We start from the raw sequence: 17,593 nt of genomic DNA, 5'->3' as shown, positions 1-17,593 counted from the left end.
AAATCCCCTCAAAAGTCGATTCAATTTTTCAAAAGCGCTAAACAATACCACCAGAACGGGCATCGCTCAAGGAAGGCAGGACGGCTGAAACGGTTAATGGGGGGAGATTATTTGTGTTAGTGCAGTCTGGTGCCCTCACCCCGGCCCTCTCCCACGGGAGAGGGAGAAGACCAGGGGAGGCGTGGGTCAGTTACGCCAGCAACAGCGCATTCACACGTTTAATGAACAGGTTAGGATCTTCCAGCGTGCCGCGTTCGGCAAGCAGAGACTGATCCAGCAGCAATTCAACCCACTCCGCAAAGCGGGCTTCATCCTGAGTATCTGCTGCACGTTTCACCAGTGGGTGATCCGGGTTCAGCTCGAAAATATATTTCACTTCAGGCATCGCCTGGCCGGCAGCAGCGAACAGTTTCGCCATCTGGGTGCCCATTTCGTCAGCGTCGGTGGTAACGATCGCCGGGGTATCGGTCAGACGATGAGTGAAACGCACCTCTTTCACACGTTCGCCCAGCAGGGTTTTCACGCGCTCAACGAATGGCTCCAGCGCCTTCTCAGCTTCTTTCGCGCTTTCATCCACCTCATCCGCCAGCTTGTCGATGGACTCATCGGCTTTGGCAACAGACTGGAACGCCTTACCGTCAAACTCGGTCAGGTAGTTCATCATCCATTCGTCGATGCGGTCAGAAAGCAGCAGTACTTCGATGCCTTTCTTGCGCAACAGCTCGAGGTGCGGGCTGCTCTTCGCCGCCGCGTAGCTGTCGGCGGTAATGTAGTAGATCTTCTCCTGCCCTTCTTTCATGCGCGAGACGTACTCTTCCAGCGACACGGTTTGCGCGGAGGAGTCGGTGTGCGTAGAGGCGAAACGCAGCAGTTTGGCGATCGTTTCAACATTCGCGGTGTCTTCTGCCGGGCCCTCTTTCAGCACCAGGCCGAACTGTTTCCAGAAGGTCTGGTATTTTTCCGCATCGTCTTTTGCCAGTTTTTCCAGCATCTGCAGCGCACGTTTGGTCAGGGCGTTGCGCAAGTTACGGGTGACGGTGCTGTCCTGCAGAATTTCACGGGAGACGTTCAGCGGCAGATCGTTAGAATCTATCAGACCACGCACAAAGCGCAGGTAGTTCGGCATGAACTGCTCGGCATCGTCCATGATGAACACACGCTGTACGTACAGCTTCAGACCATGCTTATGATCGCGGTTCCACATGTCCCACGGCGCCTGTGCCGGAATGTACAGCAGGCTGGTGTACTCCTGCTTACCTTCCACACGGTTGTGGCTCCAGGTCAGCGGGTCGGTAAAATCGTGGGCGATGTGTTTGTAGAACTCGTTGTATTCGTCGTCTTTGATTTCAGACTTGTTGCGCGTCCACAATGCCTGCGCCTTGTTGATCTTCTCCCAGGAAACAACGGTTTCACCGTCCTGTTCTTCCTGTTTTTCAATCTCAACCGGCAGCGCGATGTGATCGGAGTATTTGCTGATGATGGAGCGCACGCGCCAGTCGTTCAGGAAATCATCTTCGCCTTCACGCAGATGCAGCGTGATTTCGGTCCCGCGATCCGCTTTGGTGATGTCATCAACGGTATATTCGCCTTCACCTTTGGATTCCCAGAACACACCATTTTCCGCGCTGTCGCCTGCCGCACGGGTACGCACGGTGACTTTGTCCGCGACGATGAACGCTGAGTAGAATCCGACGCCGAACTGACCGATCAGCTGGCTGTCTTTCGCCTGATCAGAGCCCATAGACTCCAGGAACGCTTTGGTGCCGGATTTGGCGATAGTCCCGAGATGGTCGATGACCTCATCGCGATTCATCCCGATGCCGTTATCGGCGATGGTCAGGGTACGGTTCTCTTTATTGAAAGAGACGCGCACGCGCAGCTCACCGTCGCCTTCGTACAGATCCGGGTTAGACAGTGCACGGAAGCGCAGCTTGTCCGCCGCATCGGAGGCGTTGGAAATCAGCTCACGCAGGAAGATTTCTTTGTTGGAATACAGGGAATGGATCATCAGGTGCAGAAGCTGTTTTACTTCTGACTGGAAACCACGGGTTTCTTGTCCTTTCATCTATGTCGACCTCAACAATGCCATTTAATGGGGTTTTAAAACGTTGAGGGAGAGATGGGGATACGGGGGGAAAATTTCAAGCGGAGGCCACGCACGCAGCCTCCGTTTGGTCAGAAAATAATCTTGTGGCGTCCCGCCAGAGAGTGCGACAGCGTGGTACCGTCGACCATCTCCAGCTCGCCGCCCACCGGTACACCATGGGCGATACGGCTGGCGTCAACACCATACTGCGAGCAAAGCTCGGCGATGTAGTTGGCCGTTGCCTCCCCTTCCACCGTTGGGTTGGTGGCGAGGATCACCTCGTTGATCGTTTCGGACTCAAGACGCTGTTCAAGGCGGTCGAGGCCGATATCGTCCGGGCCAATACCGTCCAGCGGGGAGAGATGCCCCATCAGCACGAAATAGCGGCCGGAAAACTGCCCGGTCTGCTCAATGGCGTAGATGTCCGCCGGACTCTCCACCACGCAAATCTGACCGTTTTCCTGACGACGCGGATTCGAACAGATGTTACACACATCCTGCTCGGTAAAGGTACGGCAATCCGCACAGTGACCAATTTCTGACATGGCGCGGGTCAAAGCCTGCGCCAGGCGCATCCCGCCGCTGCGGTCGCGCTGCAATAGCGTAAACGCCATGCGCTGCGCCGATTTCGGGCCAACGCCCGGCAGGCAGCGCAGTGCTTCCATTAACTGCGTGAGCAGCGGACTGGTTTGCATCAGAATGGCATCTTGAAGCCAGGTGGCAGTTGCATACCGCTGGAAACAGAGGCCATTTTCTCTTTCTGAGTTTCGTCGATACGGCGAGCGGCATCGTTAAACGCGGCTGCAACCAGATCTTCCAGCATCTCTTTGTCGTCTTCGAGCAGGCTTGGGTCGATCTCAACGCGGCGGCAGTTGTGCGCACCGTTGATGGTCACTTTGACCAGACCGGCACCGGATTCACCCGTGACTTCCAGCTGAGCGATCTCTTCCTGCATTTTCTGCATTTTTTCCTGCATCTGCTGAGCCTGCTTCATCAGGCCACCCAGACCGCCTTTTCCACCAAACATAGGCTTCTCTCTTTTTTCACGTTTAAGGATTACAACCGTAAGTCAGACTCACGATCAAATGGGGCGAATACTCTCTTCATCCAGATCGGCGTCGAAAAACCGGCGCAGTGTCTGAATGTTGTTATCCGCAATAATCGCCTCGCGCGCCTGCGCGAGCTTCTCTTCATAAATGGCCTGACGCCACTCCAGCGGTGTTTTCACTGCCGGATTATCATCTTCAATGATAGTCAATTCAACCGGCGAACCCTGTAATGTGGCGAGCGCCTCAGCCAGCGCCTTTTGCGCGCCAGGTGAATTCAGGTGTCGTTGACCAGGACGAAGGTGTAAACGCACCTGATTGCCGTCCTGCTCTTTCCAGGCATTCAGCGCGACCTGCTCCACCAGCTTCGGCAGTTGAAGTTTACTGACCTCGGCGGCCCAGGCATCACGCGCAATAGACTCTTCGGCGAGCTTCGCGGAAAGCTCCGGTGTTTTCTCATGCTCCAGCGCCTTTTTCAGCGCTTTCGGGGTGGCGACCTCTTCCTTCACCTCTTCGATGATAGTGGTCGCCTTCCAGCGGTAAGCCTCTTCTTTCACCGGGGCTTTCTGCTCGAGCGCGGACGGCGCAGGACGCGACTGTACGCGCTCCGTTACCGAGGCCAGTCGTTCAAGCGCGGCGTTGTTAACCGGCCGCGCTCTTCCTGGCGCTGCCGGTTCACTCTTTTTTGGTTTGGTTGCTCCCTGCGCACGCTGCAACTGGCTGCGTGCGGCAAGCACCGAACTGGTGGCGTCCGACAGCGGCACATTTTGCTGCTGCGGCGTCGGCTGCGGTGGTACCTGCTGCGGTGACATCACCGCCGTCGGTGCGACCGGAGCAAAGGATTGTCGCGGCACGTCCGGTTCCGGCAACGGCATACGCGGATGGAACGCCAGCGCGCGCAGCAGCGTCATTTCAACGCCCATACGCGGATCCGGCGCGAACGGTAACTCTTTGCGGCCAATCAGCAGCGTCTGGTAGTAAAGCTGAACATCAGCAGGCGGTACGGTGCGGGCAAGTTCACGCATCCGTTGTTCGATAGCCGCCATATCGGCACCAATGGCAGACGGAGAAAGCTGCAGCATCGCTACACGGTGCAGCAGGCTGAGCATCTCGACCAGCAGCCCTTCCCATTCAATACCACGGGCAGCGGCCGCATCGACCTGCGACATAACACGCTCACCGTTGGCGGCAACCATCGCTTCGATAAGGGAGAGCGCCTGATCATCATCCAGCGTGCCAAGCATGGTACTGACCGCATCGGTCGAGAGTTTGCCATCACCGCTGGCTATCGCCTGATCGGTAAGACTTAACGCATCACGCAGGCTGCCATCCGCTGCACGAGCCAACAGTTGCAGAGCACGCGGTTCGTGGACAATTTTCTCTTCGTCGAGAATATGTTCAAGCTGAGCACGGATCTGTTCAACGTCCAGCGCCTTCAGATGGAACTGCAGGCAGCGGGATAAAATAGTGACCGGCAGCTTTTGCGGGTCAGTGGTCGCCAGCAGGAATTTCACATGCGCGGGCGGTTCTTCCAGCGTTTTCAGCAGGGCGTTGAAGCTGTGACGCGACAGCATATGCACTTCATCGATCAGGTAGACCTTGAAGCGGCCACGCGCCGGGGCGTACTGCACGTTGTCGAGCAGATCGCGGGTATCTTCCACTTTTGTGCGCGAGGCGGCGTCGATCTCGATCAGATCGACAAAACGCCCCTGCTCAATCTCGCGGCAGTTATCGCATACGCCACAGGGCGTAGCGGTGATCCCGGTTTCGCAGTTCAGACCTTTTGCCAGCAAACGGGCAATAGAGGTTTTACCGACGCCACGGGTGCCGGAGAAAAGATAGGCGTGATGGATGCGACCTAGCGACAAGCCGTTCGCCAGGGCCGTCAGCACATGTTCCTGACCGACAACGTCAGCAAAGGTTTGTGGTCGCCATTTACGGGCTAACACCTGATAACTCATGGGCAGGCTCTGCAACGCTGGAAGGTGAATTTATGGAGGGGAATGCTATCACAACCTCACCCATTGAGCGAGGTTGTGAAAATCGGGATCAGTGACCCGGGAATGGCACCAGGCTGTAGCTGGTAATACCCTGTTTTTCCAGGCGCTGTTCACCGCCCAGATCGAACAGGTTGATGATGAATGCCGCGTCGGTCACTTCACCACCCAGACGACGGATCAGCTTCACGGTCGCTTCGATGGTGCCACCGGTAGCCAGCAGATCGTCAACCACCAGCACTTTGTCACCAGGGACGATCGCATCAACATGGATCTCCAGCTGATCAGTGCCGTATTCCAGCTCATAGCTTTCAGCGATGGTTTCACGTGGCAGTTTGCGCGGTTTACGTACCGGCACAAAACCCACGCCCAGCGCCAGCGCAACTGGTGCGCCAAACAGGAAGCCCCGGGCTTCAGTACCTACTACTTTGGTGATCCCGGCGTTTTTATAACGCGCAACCAGCAGTTCAATGCTGAGGGCGTACGCTTTCGGGTCTTCCAGCAAGCTGGTGACATCACGGAAAAGGATGCCAGGTTTTGGATAGTCCTGGATACTTTTGATGCTGTTTTTCAGATATTCAAGCTGCTGTGCAGTTGCGGTCATCGGTTTGTGCCTAAATGAAACAGTGTTACTCACAGCGCGCAACGAGTCGGTAAAGATAACAATTGCTTAACCTTTAACCAGGCGCACCTGTGCTCGAAAACGGTCGAATTTACTGGCTGTGCGAGATAATTGCAACAGACATTATAAGGCGTCAGTGCTTTTGTTGCTTTTCATCAACCACGGGAATTCGCCACATAAAGATGAGCAGGCAAGTCAGGATCACCAGCAACAGGATCCGCACCCACATCATTTTCACCAGCCATAATGAAATAGAGAAGGTGATGAGGATCACCGCGATCGCGCGCGGTTTAGCACCGGGCGGCATGGCCCGGTGTTTTTGCCAGTGGCGCAGATAGCCACCAAACCATGAGCGATACAGCAGCCAGTGGTGAAAACGCGGCGATGAGCGGGCGAAGCACCAGGCCGCCAATAGGATAAACGGCGTGGTCGGCAGCAAGGGTAAAACCACACCTAATGTGCCAAGCACTACCGCGAGCCAGCCAATGATGATTAAAATAGTACGCTGCATAATGCGAATCGTTATCAAACTGAACGGCTACTTTACCACTGGAGAGCGCCTTGAAAACAGCCTTGCTTCTGGAGACGCTGCAAAAACAGCTGACCACCCTGCGAGCAGAGGCCACCCCTCTGATGGGGCACGCCACGCTGAAGCCGCGCTTTGACCGGCAACTTTTTCGCACCCGAAGCACGCTTATTCAGGATTATATTGCTGAAGCCCAGGCCCATCTTGATGAGCTTCGCCACGCGGTTGAGCACGGGCAGACGCAGCAAGTGGCCTGGCTTGCAGAGCATCTCACCGGGCAAATCACCGCCCTGCACCGGGAAATCGCCACCTGGACGCTACGTGCCTGGGACGGTGCATCACCGGGGCTTAACAAATGGCAGCGTAAGCGGCTGGAGAACCAGGAGTTTGAACGTCGGTTGTTTGAGATGAAGCGCGAGCGGGAAGCACGCCTGAACAACAGTGAAACGCTGGAAGAGCAGCAACTATTAATGCGCGAGATTAGCGCGCTGGAAGGACGCCTCGTCCGCTGCCGTCAGGCGCTGGATGAAATTGAACGCGTTATTGCCCGTTTGACCCGTTAACAGGAGCCATATAAATGTCACTGGAAAATGCACCCGATGAGGTCAAACTGGCCGTTGATTTGATTATGTTGCTGGAGAATCATGAAATCCCCGCAGAAACCGTGCTTAAGGCGCTGGAGATTGTGCGAAGAGATTTTGAGGGTAAGGTGAAGGCTGTATTGCCCTCACCCTGCCCCTCTCCCGGCGGGAGAGGGAATATAGATTAGGCCGGTGTCGGATCGTCACCCTTAATCTCACGCTTCACTTCCGTATGCTCATCACCTTTTTCATTACGCAGGTGAATTTCAAGCTGGTTGAAAGCAATATTGATATTGTTTTCACGGCACAGACGGTCAATGGAGCGGTTCAGTTCATCCACGGTGTAGCTGCGATCGCGAAGCTCACGCACATATAAACGCAGCTCGTGATCCAGCGTACTCGGCCCGAAGGTGGTGAAGAACACGTCTGGTGCAGGCTCGTGCATGACCTTTGGATGATCTTTTGCTGCCTTCAGCAGTACCTCTTTCACCTTATCCAGATCCGAACCGTAGGCAACGCCGAGTCGGATCACTACACGCGTTGTCGTATCAGAGAGTGACCAGTTGATCAGGCGCTCGGTCACAAATGCTTTGTTCGGAATGATCACCTCTTTGCGATCAAAGTCGGTAATGGTGGTCGCACGAATACGGATCTTGCTGACCGTACCGGAGAACGTGCCAATGGTGACGGTATCGCCAATTCGCACCGGACGTTCGAACAGGATGATCAGGCCAGAAACAAAGTTACCGAAGATCTCCTGCAAGCCAAAACCAAGACCTACCGAGAGTGCCGCAGCCAGCCACTGCAGTTTGTCCCACGACACGCCCAGCGAGCCAAAGACCGTCATCGCCCCGACAATAATAATGACGTAGTTGAGGATGGTGGTAATGGCATAGGACGCCCCCTGACGCAGGTTCAGGCGTGACAGCACCAGTACTTCCAGCAGACCCGGCAGGTTGCGAATCAGCGCCCAGGCCACCATTGACGACACCACAGCAAACAGCAGGCTGCCCATGGTGACGCTCTTCATGACCGCAGCCCCCGCTTCGGTGCCACTGTATTGCCAGAGGGTGATACTGTCGAGATAAGCGAAGACGGTAATCAAATCAGACCAGATGGCCCAGAACATTACCGCAAACAAAGCGACCATCACCAGCATGGTGATACGCAGCGTCTGCTGGTTGACCTGTTCCAGTGCGATGGTCGGCTCTTCCTGCGGCTCCGCGCCTTCGGCCCCCTCTTTCACCTGATGCTGACGACGGGCGATGGCACGGCGATAGGCGATACGACGAGCCGCCACACTCAGACCGCGCAGCACGGTCTGATAGAGCAGATTCCAGATGATCACCAGATAAACCGTTTCAATCCAACGGCCAGACAGACGCAGCGTGGTGTAGAAGTAGCCCGTTGCCGTGAGCACCATCAGCGCCAGCGGAATAATCGCCAGCACAGTTACCGTGGCCAGACGAATATTGTGGGACTCTTTATCACGCCAGCTATCGCGGCACATCGGCCACATCAGAATGGCAATCAGCAGCAGGTTCAGCAGAATGACCAGTTGCCCCAGCACATCATCCATCAGATGCAGCGGAGAAAGTTCAGAGACAACCGACCAGAAGTGCAGCGGCAGAAGGGCCAGGCTGACACGCACAATCTGACGACGCCAGTGGCTGGTCAGTTGCGCAGGCATGTTGAAATGACGCACTGCTACGCCGTCTTTTTCCAGTACCTTCCAGCACAGACCAAACACCAGCCAGAACAGCGCCAGTTTTTTACTGAACGCCCACAGCAGATCGCTGACGTTGAGCTGCATCGTGAGCAGAATCAGACCTACCGCCAGGATAATCAGGCATACCGGCAGGGCACGAATGAGATCAATCAGAATCGCTTTCGGCGTATTGAGCTGGCTATCGTTTCGCAGTTGCCCCACTTCGGATGCCAGTTTCGCCTGGTACTTTTTCAGCCAGCCCAGACGCCAGCGAATCAGGCCAGCAATCAGCAGTAGTGGTAACCCCGCCAGGAAGGCAATCATCACCGCAGGCCAGGCTTTCTCCCAGTTCACGGTGATTTTCATACTCTTGATCTGCGTTTTCAGCGTCTCTGGGAAGGATTTAATCCAGTCCCAGTCCATCGGCTTGTTGCTGTTTACCCAGAAAATCTGCTGCGTCAAAATTTCCTGCAGACTTTTCGAAACGCTTACCAGCTGCTGCTGGTTGATCTGCAGGTTAATGGCCATCATCAACTGGTTACCCAGTTGTTTGTTGAGCTGGTCCAGCAGCTCGCGACGCATATCCACCACCTGAAGTAGCGCATCGTGCACTTCCGGGTTCACGTCACTGGAATGACCTTCTTCAATTTTGGCGACGAAAGTATCGCTCTGGAAAAGGGCATCTCGCTGCTGGTTGATATCAAATTGTTCCAGACGCAAATCCGCAATGCGGTTGGTCATGTCCTCCAGTTCATCGGCAGACGGGAGCGTTTGCTGTTGCTGGTAGAGAATACGCGACAGCAGGAGACTGCCTTTCAGAACCGCAATCTGCTCTTTAATGTTGCGTTCAGCCTGCAGCGCGCGATCCAGCCAGTTTTTCACTTTGATATTTTGCTGAACCAGCGAGTTACCGTTTTCCGTCGCCTGTATCAGACGCTGGCTGAGCTGATGGTTAGCCTCGAGCTCCTGTTTCACCAGTGGGTTCGCCTGAATGCGAGCCGTTTCGTCAGGTGATACCGCCTCCTGGGCCGTTTTTTCTGTCAGCGTCAGGCGTTTACTGTTAACCGCCTCCTGCAACAACTGGAGCTGGTGTTCCAGGCGATTAATATTTGCGGTGACATAATCACGCTGTTTCTGGAGCGTGTCCTGCAGCAGCGTATTCCCTTCCAGGCTTTTACGCTGCTGTTCGATTTGCGCATTGAGCAATGTCTGCTGAACCAGTAGCAGGGTTTGCTGTGTCGGGCGTAGCGTGCCCTCTCCCACCGTCGTGCCATTCAGGCGATTGCGGATCTGCTGCAACTGTTGGGACGCGGCGTACATCGCATTTTGCACGCGCTCAGGCTGAGTCTGCAGTGAGACAAGTTGGCTATTATACGTTGCGAGATCGGACTGCGCGGTTTGCAGATCGTCAAGGGATTGCGAGACACGCGACTCCAGCTGACGTAATGAAAGGGTCGCGAGTGTTTTTCGTGTTTCATCGTCGTTATCGACGTCACTCAGGGCATTCAGCGCATCCGTTGCCTTGCGCATGTTGTCAGGAGCCTGAGCCACCTTCTGACGCAGTTGTGCGGTTTCAGCTTTGACACGCTCAATTTTATCATACGTTTCCAGCGTTTCCGTCAGATCCTGCTGGATAAGCTTCTCCTGAGGAGAGAGCTCTTTCTGTTTGTTCAGGGTGTCGAGTTGCGACTGAACATCAGCGCGCGAGGGGATATCATTGCTGTTATCGGCGCGAGCCCAGGAAAGCGGTGCCGTGGTGAAGAAAAACAGCATCGCAAGGAGCAATGCAAAAACAGGATGTTGCGAGCGATTGATGGGCAGCATAGTCATGAATGATGTCAGAAGATGACCGAAAATAGTCCGGCGTGAAGAATATCACGCTCGCCGGAAGCAGAATAGCGCGAACGTTATCGTCTGAGATAAATCCTGAAAAGGGATCAGGCTGTTAGCGAAGGCGCGTCGCTGCGCAGCGTGGGGCAGAGCTGTAGCATTTCCAGTAAAATCGCCACATAACTGCGAGCTTCCTCTCTGAGGTCAAAGGATTGCGGCGCAAATAGCCAGTTTTCCATCAGGCCTGAAATGTAGCTGCGCATCAGGATAGCTGCCCGACGGGTCATCAGATTGGCCGGTAACAGCTTTGCCTGCATACACAGGCTCAGGTTCTGTTCAATACGATCATAGCTCTCCAGGCTGAGGCTGCGTTGCGCCTCTTGCACCACCGCCATCTCGCCCACGTACTCGCATTTATGGAAAATAATTTCCATCATTAACCTGCGACGTTCTTCAACGACTGTCGCTTCAAGGATATATACTAATATTTCTCTCAATACTGAGAGTGGATCGTCAGGGAATTTTGCCCGATACTCACTCTCGAGATCGCTAATGCTGGACTCTGAAAGCTCCCAGATTTCACTGAACAGATCTGACTTGTCTTTAAAATGCCAGTAAATCGCTCCCCGCGTGACACCTGCGGCCTGAGCAATCTGTGCCAGCGAGGTTGATGAAACACCCTGCTGAGAGAACAAACGCATTGCCACATCCAGAATGTGTTGTCGGGTTTCCAGCGCTTGTTGTTTAGTTTTTCGTGCCATAGGTGGGTGAATTTACAGGAGTCAGATTTACATACATTTGTGAATGTATGTACCATAGCATGACGATAATATAAACGCAGCAATGGGTTTTTGGACTCAGGACCATTGATCAATTTGAAATCGGACACTAGAGGTTTACATATGAACAAAAACAGAGGGTTAACGCCTCTGGCGGTCGTTCTGATGCTCTCAGGCAGCTTAGCGCTTACAGGATGTGACAATAAACAGGCTCAACAAGGAGCTCAGCAGATGCCAGAAGTTGGCGTTGTGACGCTCAAATCCGAACCTCTTCAAATCACTACCGAATTACCCGGCCGTACAAATGCATATCGCATTGCGGAAGTTCGTCCTCAGGTGAGTGGCATTATCCTGAAACGTAACTTTACCGAAGGCGGTGATGTGAAAGCGGGTGAGTCTCTGTATCAGATTGATCCGGCAACCTATCAGGCATCTTATGAAAGCGCCAAAGGCGACCTGGCAAAAGCACAAGCCGCAGCCAAAATCGCCCAGTTGACGCTGAACCGCTACCAAAAACTCCTCGGTACCAAGTACATCAGTCAACAGGATTACGATACTGCCCTGGCAGATGCACAGCAGGCTAACGCGGCCGTAGTGGCAGCGAAAGCGGCAGTCGAAACCGCTCGCATTAATCTGGCCTATACCAAAGTGACCTCTCCGATTAGCGGTCGTATTGGTAAATCTTCCGTTACGGAAGGTGCACTGGTACAGAACGGTCAGGCTTCTGCGCTGGCTACCGTGCAGCAGCTTGATCCTATCTACGTCGACGTGACGCAGTCGAGCAACGATTTCCTGCGCCTGAAACAAGAGCTGGCTAACGGCACCCTGAAACAGGAAAACGGCAAAGCCAAAGTGGAGCTGGTGACGAATGACGGTATCAAGTTCCCGCAGGAAGGTACGCTGGAATTCTCTGACGTGACGGTCGACCAGACCACCGGTTCCATCACCTTACGTGCGATTTTCCCGAACCCTGACAAAAATCTGCTGCCAGGTATGTTTGTTCGCGCACGTCTGGAAGAAGGGACCAACCCAACCGCACTACTGGTTCCACAGCAGGGTGTGACCCGTACACCACGCGGGGATGCGAGCGCACTGGTTGTCGGGGCTGATGACAAAGTCGAAACGCGTAATATCACGGCAACACAGGCGATTGGCGATAAATGGCTGGTGACGGAAGGCCTGAAAGAAGGCGATCGCGTGATTATTACTGGTTTGCAAAAAGTTCGTCCTGGCGCGCAGGTCAAAGCACAGGAAGTGAAATCTGACGATAAACAACAAGCTTCGGCCGCTGGCCAGTCAGAACAAACCAAGTCTTAACTTAAACAGGAGCCGTTAAGACATGCCTAATTTCTTTATCGATCGCCCCATATTTGCGTGGGTGATCGCCATAATCATCATGTTGGCTGGGGGACTTGCGATCCTGAAGCTGCCTGTCGCGCAATATCCGACCATTGCGCCACCGGCGGTAACAATTTCCGCGACCTACCCAGGGGCTGATGCGAAAACAGTGCAGGACACTGTCACTCAGGTTATCGAACAGAACATGAACGGTATCGATAACCTGATGTACATGTCCTCAAACAGTGACTCCACTGGTACGGTACAGATCACTCTGACCTTCCAGTCAGGTACGGATGCTGACATCGCGCAGGTTCAGGTGCAGAACAAACTGCAACTGGCGATGCCGCTGCTGCCGCAGGAAGTACAACAGCAGGGTGTGAGCGTCGAGAAATCGTCCAGTAGCTTCCTGATGGTTGTCGGGGTTATTAACACCAACGGCACCATGACGCAGGAGGATATTTCCGACTACGTGGGTGCCAACATGAAGGATGCCATTAGCCGTACTTCTGGTGTGGGTGACGTTCAGCTGTTCGGTTCCCAGTACGCGATGCGTATCTGGATGGACCCGAACAAACTGAACAACTTCCAGCTGACGCCGGTTGATGTAATCAGTGCAATCAAAGCTCAGAACGCCCAGGTTGCTGCCGGTCAGTTAGGTGGTACGCCGCCGGTGAAAGGCCAGCAACTTAACGCGTCGATCATTGCGCAAACGCGTCTGACCTCTGCCGATGAGTTCAGCAAGATCCTGCTGAAAGTGAATCAGGACGGTTCGCAGGTTCGCCTGCGTGACGTGGCAAAAGTGGAGCTGGGTGGCGAGAACTACGACATCATCGCGAAGTACAACGGCAAACCGGCATCCGGTCTGGGTATTAAGCTGGCAACAGGCGCTAACGCCCTGGATACGGCAAATGCGATCCGCGCAGAACTGAAGAAGATGGAACCGTACTTCCCTTCAGGCCTGAAAATTGTCTACCCGTATGACACCACGCCGTTCGTTAAAATCTCGATCCACGAAGTGGTTAAAACCCTGGTAGAAGCGATCATCCTGGTATTCCTGGTGATGTATCTGTTCCTGCAAAACTTCCGTGCGACGTTGATTCCAACCATCGCCGTTCCGGTCGTATTGCTCGGAACCTTCGCCATCCTGTCGATATTCGGTTATTCGATAAACACCCTGACGATGTTCGGGATGGTTCTCGCCATCGGCTTGCTGGTGGATGATGCCATCGTAGTAGTAGAGAACGTCGAGCGTGTCATGGCGGAGGAAGGTCTGCCGCCGAAGGAAGCCACACGTAAATCAATGGGCCAGATCCAGGGCGCGTTGGTCGGTATCGCGATGGTACTGTCGGCGGTATTTATCCCGATGGCGTTCTTCGGGGGGTCTACCGGTGCGATTTATCGTCAGTTCTCGATTACCATTGTTTCTGCAATGGCGCTGTCAGTACTGGTTGCGTTGATCCTGACACCTGCACTGTGTGCCACCATGCTGAAGCCAATTCAGAAAGGCGGTCACGGCGAGCACAAAGGGTTCTTCGGCTGGTTTAACCGCATGTTTGATAAGAGCACGCACCACTACACCGACAGCGTGGGCAACATCCTGCGCAGCACCGGTCGTTACTTGCTGCTCTATATCATCATCGTGGTGGGCATGGCCTATCTGTTCGTTCGTCTGCCAAGTTCGTTCCTGCCAGACGAAGACCAGGGCGTGTTCCTGAGTATGGCTCAGCTTCCGGCGGGGGCGACACAAGAGCGTACCCAGAAAGTGCTGGATGAGATGACCGACTACTACCTCACCAAAGAGAAAGACAACGTTGAATCCGTGTTTGCGGTTAACGGCTTTGGTTTTGCGGGTCGTGGTCAGAACACCGGTATTGCCTTCGTTTCCCTGAAAGACTGGTCTGAACGTCCAGGTAAGGAAAACAAGGTCGAAGCGATTACTGGCCGTGCCATGGGCACGTTCTCGAAGATCAAAGATGCGATGGTCTTTGCCTTTAACCTGCCAGCGATTGTTGAACTGGGTACAGCGACTGGTTTTGACTTCCAGCTGATTGACCAGGGCGGCCTGGGCCACGAAAAACTGACGCAGGCACGTAACCAACTGTTCGGCGAAGTGGCGAAACACCCTGACCTGCTGGTTGGCGTGCGTCCTAACGGCCTGGAAGATACGCCTCAGTACAAGATCGATATCGATCAGGAAAAAGCACAGGCGCTGGGTGTTTCCATCAGTGACATCAATACCACACTGGGCGCTGCCTGGGGCGGTAGCTACGTCAATGACTTCATCGACCGTGGTCGTGTGAAGAAAGTGTACGTGATGTCAGAAGCCCAATACCGTATGTTGCCGAACGATATCAATAACTGGTACGTGCGCGGCAGTAACGGTCAGATGGTACCGTTCTCGGCGTTCTCAACATCACGCTGGGAATACGGTTCACCGCGTCTGGAGCGCTATAACGGTCTGCCTTCCATGGAAATTCTGGGTCAGGCTGCACCGGGTCGAAGCACCGGTGAAGCGATGGCGATGATGGAGCAACTGGCGAGCAAGCTGCCTTCGGGAATTGGCTACGACTGGACCGGTATGTCCTATCAGGAACGTCTGTCCGGTAACCAGGCCCCTGCCCTGTACGCCATCTCGCTGATTGTGGTCTTCCTGTGTCTGGCAGCACTGTACGAGAGCTGGTCGATTCCGTTCTCCGTCATGCTGGTGGTTCCGCTGGGGGTTATCGGTGCACTGCTTGCCGCAACGTTCCGTGGCCTGACCAACGACGTGTACTTCCAGGTAGGTCTGTTGACAACCATTGGCTTGTCGGCGAAGAACGCGATACTTATCGTGGAATTCGCCAAAGACCTGATGGAGAAAGAAGGTAAAGGCCTGATTGAGGCGACACTGGAAGCGGTTCGTATGCGTCTGCGTCCAATCCTGATGACGTCGCTGGCGTTTATCCTCGGCGTTATGCCACTGGTTATCAGCTCTGGTGCTGGCTCCGGTGCGCAGAACGCAGTAGGTACAGGTGTAATGGGTGGTATGGTCACCGCGACCATTCTTGCCATCTTCTTCGTACCGGTGTTCTTCGTGGTGGTTCGCCGCCGCTTCAGTCGTAAGAATGAAGATGTTGAACACAGTCATTCAGTAGAGCATCACTGATACCGGTTTCACGTGATAAAAAGGCCGCATTAGCGGCCTTTTTCATTTTCTGAAAAAATCATAAAATACGCTTATTGTGCTTCCATTTATTTCCTGCCATGTTTATTAGACATATCATAATTAACTGATAACTTAATCGGTGAATTCGGGATTTTTTTAATTTCATTTCCACGCTTAAGTTATTAGGAATATTCCTAACAGCAAGTCCGAACAAACAGAACACAGGACCAGGACGTCTTCCCATCGTTAAAGCTAAACCGATGAAACGTAAGGGAGCGAAAAAAAATTTATTGTTAATTTAGAGAAAAATGTTCAGTTCCGGACAAACATTTGCGTAAACGCTCGCAGTCTGCGGTTTTATTTGTAATTTTTCGTAATAGCGCGGTGAAATCTTGAATGGAGTGGCTTATAGTTAGAGATATCAGGAACACAGCACCCGTGTGGCTAAGTATGTTGTATCCATCCCGACAATGTTGTTCGGTGAGTAAGAAATCACTCAGAAGGGGATGCGCTATGGACGAGTACTCGCCAAAAAGGCATGATATCGCGCAGTTGAAATTTCTCTGCGAATCCTTGTACCATGACTGCCTTGCCAATCTTGATGAAAGTAACCATGGCTGGGTGAACGACCCAACGTCTGCCATCAATTTACAGTTGAATGAGCTGATAGAGCATATCGCAACCTTCGCACTTAATTATAAAATTAAGTACAATGAAGATAATAAGCTCATTGAGCAAATTGATGAATACCTGGATGACACCTTTATGTTGTTCAGCAGTTACGGCATTAACGCCCAGGATTTGCAAAAATGGCGTAAATCGGGAAACCGGCTATTCCGCTGTTTCGTCAACGTGAGCAGAGCTAACCCGGTTAGTCTTTCCTGTTAAAATTATTACAATTACTAAGGTGAATTTATGTCTGATAAACCACTCACAAAAATCGATTATTTGATGCGTTTACGACGTTGTCAGTCAATTGACACGCTCGAACGTGTCATTGAAAAGAATAAATACGAGCTTTCTGATAATGAACTGGCGGTATTTTATTCAGCTGCTGACCATCGTCTTGCTGAGCTGACGATGAATAAGTTGTATGACAAAATTCCTACTTCTGTATGGAAATTTGTCCGTTAATCTTTGAAGTGTGTCTGTAGAGTTCTACGCCACGTTCTGAACTGTATTCACCTATCCCGTTATGTTTCCTGTGCAAAAGCAGGCCTCCGTGTAAAACGTGCTCATCAGCAACAATGTTGTGACAATAGTCACATCGGTTATTAGGGAACGTTCCCATGCTGAGCGGTTAAGATTACCCTGCGGTAACTACGTTCAGAGAGGTTTCCAGGATGAGCATTGAAAAACAGAAGATGATAGCAGGTGAACCTTACCGCCCCGGTGATGAGACATTACGGACCGACCGACTGAGAGCCCGCCATCTGATTCATCGCTATAACCACACCGCGCCTGATGAAAAAACAGAACGCCAGAACATTCTGGCGGAACTTCTGGGGCAAAGCGAAGGGGCTTATATTGAACCGAGCTTCCGCTGCGACTACGGATATAACATTTATCTGGGTAAGGACTTTTACGCTAACTTCGATTGCGTGATGCTGGATGTGTGCCCTATTCACATAGGTGATAACTGCATGCTCGCACCGGGTGTTCATATTTATACAGCAACCCATCCACTGGACGCAGAGGAACGTAATAGCGGCGTGGAGTTTGGCAAACCCGTGAGTATTGGTAACAATGTCTGGATTGGCGGACGTGCGGTCATTAATCCAGGCGTAACCATTGGCGATAATGTGGTGGTGGCCTCCGGTGCTGTCGTGACGAAAGATGTCCCGGCCAATGTCGTCGTTGGCGGTAATCCGGCAAAAATCATCAAAAACCTGTAAAGCTGCGGGGGAGTCAACTGTTATGGTCTTTTAGCGC

General features: G+C 53.2%; 15 protein-coding genes and 1 other annotated feature. Of the genes, 7 read left to right on the top strand and 8 right to left on the bottom strand.

The window, feature by feature from the left end:
• Positions 1–190: 190 nt before the first annotated feature.
• The 6 genes from htpG to HED65_RS06885 all read right to left on the bottom strand — a co-directional run bounded on the left by htpG (position 191) and on the right by HED65_RS06885 (position 6,262).
• Positions 191–2,065 carry a molecular chaperone HtpG gene (htpG, locus tag HED65_RS06910; RefSeq protein ID WP_114977968.1) on the bottom strand — a complete coding sequence of 625 codons (1,875 nt, stop codon included), beginning with the start codon at positions 2,063–2,065 and terminating at the stop codon, positions 191–193.
• 110 nt (positions 2,066–2,175) lie between these two features.
• Positions 2,176–2,781, bottom strand: a complete 606-nt coding sequence (gene recR, locus HED65_RS06905; RefSeq protein WP_028017605.1) for a recombination mediator RecR — start codon at positions 2,779–2,781, stop codon at positions 2,176–2,178.
• Positions 2,781–3,113 (bottom strand): YbaB/EbfC family nucleoid-associated protein, encoded by a 333-nt coding sequence (locus HED65_RS06900; protein WP_003858972.1) that lies wholly within the window; start codon positions 3,111–3,113, stop codon positions 2,781–2,783. Before HED65_RS06900 ends, recR begins: the two co-directional genes overlap by 1 nt.
• 54 nt (positions 3,114–3,167) lie before the next feature.
• Complete coding sequence (gene dnaX, locus HED65_RS06895) at positions 3,168–5,093, bottom strand: DNA polymerase III subunit gamma/tau (protein WP_114977967.1); 1,926 nt, start codon at positions 5,091–5,093, stop codon at positions 3,168–3,170.
• Positions 3,774–3,838 (bottom strand) — a sequence feature (DnaX frameshifting element). (Overlaps the previous gene by 65 nt.)
• 88 nt (positions 5,094–5,181) lie before the next feature.
• A complete protein-coding gene (gene apt, locus HED65_RS06890) occupies positions 5,182–5,733 on the bottom strand; it encodes an adenine phosphoribosyltransferase (RefSeq protein WP_028017607.1) in 552 nt (183 codons plus the stop codon).
• 151 nt (positions 5,734–5,884) lie between these two features.
• Positions 5,885–6,262 (bottom strand): DUF454 family protein, encoded by a 378-nt coding sequence (locus HED65_RS06885; protein WP_114977966.1) that lies wholly within the window; start codon positions 6,260–6,262, stop codon positions 5,885–5,887.
• Between the two features lie 50 nt (positions 6,263–6,312).
• Between HED65_RS06885 and priC the strand changes: the two genes are divergently transcribed.
• Positions 6,313–6,840, top strand: coding sequence for a primosomal replication protein N'' (priC, locus tag HED65_RS06880; RefSeq protein ID WP_114977965.1), 528 nt, complete (start codon positions 6,313–6,315; stop codon positions 6,838–6,840).
• A 14-nt stretch (positions 6,841–6,854) separates the two neighbouring features.
• A complete protein-coding gene (rsmS, locus tag HED65_RS06875) occupies positions 6,855–7,046 on the top strand; it encodes a pleiotropic regulatory protein RsmS (protein WP_114977964.1) in 192 nt (63 codons plus the stop codon).
• On the opposite strand, the gene mscK is transcribed toward rsmS, so the two are convergent.
• Complete coding sequence (gene mscK / locus HED65_RS06870; RefSeq protein ID WP_114978095.1) at positions 7,043–10,390, bottom strand: mechanosensitive channel MscK; 3,348 nt, start codon at positions 10,388–10,390, stop codon at positions 7,043–7,045. The genes rsmS and mscK overlap by 4 nt on opposite strands.
• 113 nt (positions 10,391–10,503) lie before the next feature.
• Positions 10,504–11,157 (bottom strand): multidrug efflux transporter transcriptional repressor AcrR, encoded by a 654-nt coding sequence (gene acrR / locus HED65_RS06865; protein ID WP_114977963.1) that lies wholly within the window; start codon positions 11,155–11,157, stop codon positions 10,504–10,506.
• Between the two features lie 141 nt (positions 11,158–11,298).
• Between acrR and acrA the strand changes: the two genes are divergently transcribed.
• The 5 genes from acrA to maa all read left to right on the top strand — a co-directional run bounded on the left by acrA (position 11,299) and on the right by maa (position 17,556).
• Positions 11,299–12,492: a multidrug efflux RND transporter periplasmic adaptor subunit AcrA gene (gene acrA, locus HED65_RS06860; protein ID WP_114977962.1), complete on the top strand. Its 1,194-nt coding sequence runs from the start codon at positions 11,299–11,301 to the stop codon at positions 12,490–12,492.
• A gap of 22 nt (positions 12,493–12,514) precedes the next feature.
• Positions 12,515–15,661, top strand: coding sequence for a multidrug efflux RND transporter permease subunit AcrB (gene acrB, locus HED65_RS06855; protein WP_114977961.1), 3,147 nt, complete (start codon positions 12,515–12,517; stop codon positions 15,659–15,661).
• A 513-nt stretch (positions 15,662–16,174) separates the two neighbouring features.
• Positions 16,175–16,549 (top strand): Hha toxicity modulator TomB, encoded by a 375-nt coding sequence (gene tomB / locus HED65_RS06850; protein WP_008499288.1) that lies wholly within the window; start codon positions 16,175–16,177, stop codon positions 16,547–16,549.
• 27 nt (positions 16,550–16,576) lie between these two features.
• Positions 16,577–16,795, top strand: a complete 219-nt coding sequence (gene hha, locus HED65_RS06845; RefSeq protein WP_008499287.1) for a hemolysin expression-modulating protein Hha — start codon at positions 16,577–16,579, stop codon at positions 16,793–16,795.
• Positions 16,796–17,004: 209 nt separating this feature from the next.
• Positions 17,005–17,556 (top strand): maltose O-acetyltransferase, encoded by a 552-nt coding sequence (gene maa / locus HED65_RS06840; RefSeq protein WP_114977960.1) that lies wholly within the window; start codon positions 17,005–17,007, stop codon positions 17,554–17,556.
• The last annotated feature ends 37 nt before the right edge of the window (positions 17,557–17,593 follow it).

The organism is Pantoea sp. LS15, from assembly GCF_012241585.1.
Lineage (GTDB): Bacteria > Pseudomonadota > Gammaproteobacteria > Enterobacterales > Enterobacteriaceae > Enterobacter.
Note: the sequence above shows the minus strand (reverse complement) of the source record. Positions and strands in the feature narration are given on the sequence as shown.

Bases quoted from the DNA above. Each gene is read 5' to 3' on its own strand.
- htpG (WP_114977968.1), bottom strand. From the start codon at position 2,065: ATGAAAGGACAAGAAACCCGTGGTTTCCAGTCAGAAGTAAAACAGCTT.
- recR (WP_028017605.1), bottom strand. From the start codon at position 2,781: ATGCAAACCAGTCCGCTGCTCACGCAGTTAATGGAAGCACTGCGCTGC.
- HED65_RS06900 (WP_003858972.1), bottom strand. From the start codon at position 3,113: ATGTTTGGTGGAAAAGGCGGTCTGGGTGGCCTGATGAAGCAGGCTCAG.
- dnaX (WP_114977967.1), bottom strand. From the start codon at position 5,093: ATGAGTTATCAGGTGTTAGCCCGTAAATGGCGACCACAAACCTTTGCT.
- apt (WP_028017607.1), bottom strand. From the start codon at position 5,733: ATGACCGCAACTGCACAGCAGCTTGAATATCTGAAAAACAGCATCAAA.
- HED65_RS06885 (WP_114977966.1), bottom strand. From the start codon at position 6,262: ATGCAGCGTACTATTTTAATCATCATTGGCTGGCTCGCGGTAGTGCTT.
- rsmS (WP_114977964.1), top strand. From the start codon at position 6,855: ATGTCACTGGAAAATGCACCCGATGAGGTCAAACTGGCCGTTGATTTG.
- mscK (WP_114978095.1), bottom strand. From the start codon at position 10,390: ATGCTGCCCATCAATCGCTCGCAACATCCTGTTTTTGCATTGCTCCTT.
- acrR (WP_114977963.1), bottom strand. From the start codon at position 11,157: ATGGCACGAAAAACTAAACAACAAGCGCTGGAAACCCGACAACACATT.
- acrA (WP_114977962.1), top strand. From the start codon at position 11,299: ATGAACAAAAACAGAGGGTTAACGCCTCTGGCGGTCGTTCTGATGCTC.
- acrB (WP_114977961.1), top strand. From the start codon at position 12,515: ATGCCTAATTTCTTTATCGATCGCCCCATATTTGCGTGGGTGATCGCC.
- tomB (WP_008499288.1), top strand. From the start codon at position 16,175: ATGGACGAGTACTCGCCAAAAAGGCATGATATCGCGCAGTTGAAATTT.
- hha (WP_008499287.1), top strand. From the start codon at position 16,577: ATGTCTGATAAACCACTCACAAAAATCGATTATTTGATGCGTTTACGA.
- maa (WP_114977960.1), top strand. From the start codon at position 17,005: ATGAGCATTGAAAAACAGAAGATGATAGCAGGTGAACCTTACCGCCCC.